The sequence below is a fragment of the Rhizobium sp. PRIMUS64 genome (genome assembly GCF_023006465.1).
Taxonomy (GTDB): Bacteria; Pseudomonadota; Alphaproteobacteria; order Rhizobiales; family Rhizobiaceae; genus Rhizobium; species Rhizobium leguminosarum.
The window spans coordinates 1-232 of the sequence record NZ_JALBGX010000385.1 but is presented as its reverse complement, the minus strand read 5'-3'; the positions used below and the strand labels follow the sequence as shown (position 1 = coordinate 232).

1 pseudogene is annotated in these 232 nt (G+C 63.8%); it reads right to left on the bottom strand.

From position 1 onward, the window contains the following. Window positions 1–232 (bottom strand): annotated as a pseudogene (nifH, locus tag MOV76_RS39670) (nitrogenase reductase); the annotation flags it as partial.

Genomic DNA, 232 nt, shown 5'->3' with positions numbered 1-232 from the left:
GGCGCAGCCGACGCCCGGTTCCGGACCGCCGGACTCCACGCACTTGATGCCTTTGTAGCCGGCCTTGAGCACGTCCTCGAGCTCAAGGTCTTCCACCGAACCTTCCTGCGCTGCCAGATGCAGAACCGTGTCCTGTGCTTTGGCGTTCAGGATCAGCCGGGTGGAGTCGGCTTTCGGGTCGCATCCGACGATCAGGATCTTCTGCCCGAGGTCGACAAGCGCTGCGAGCGTA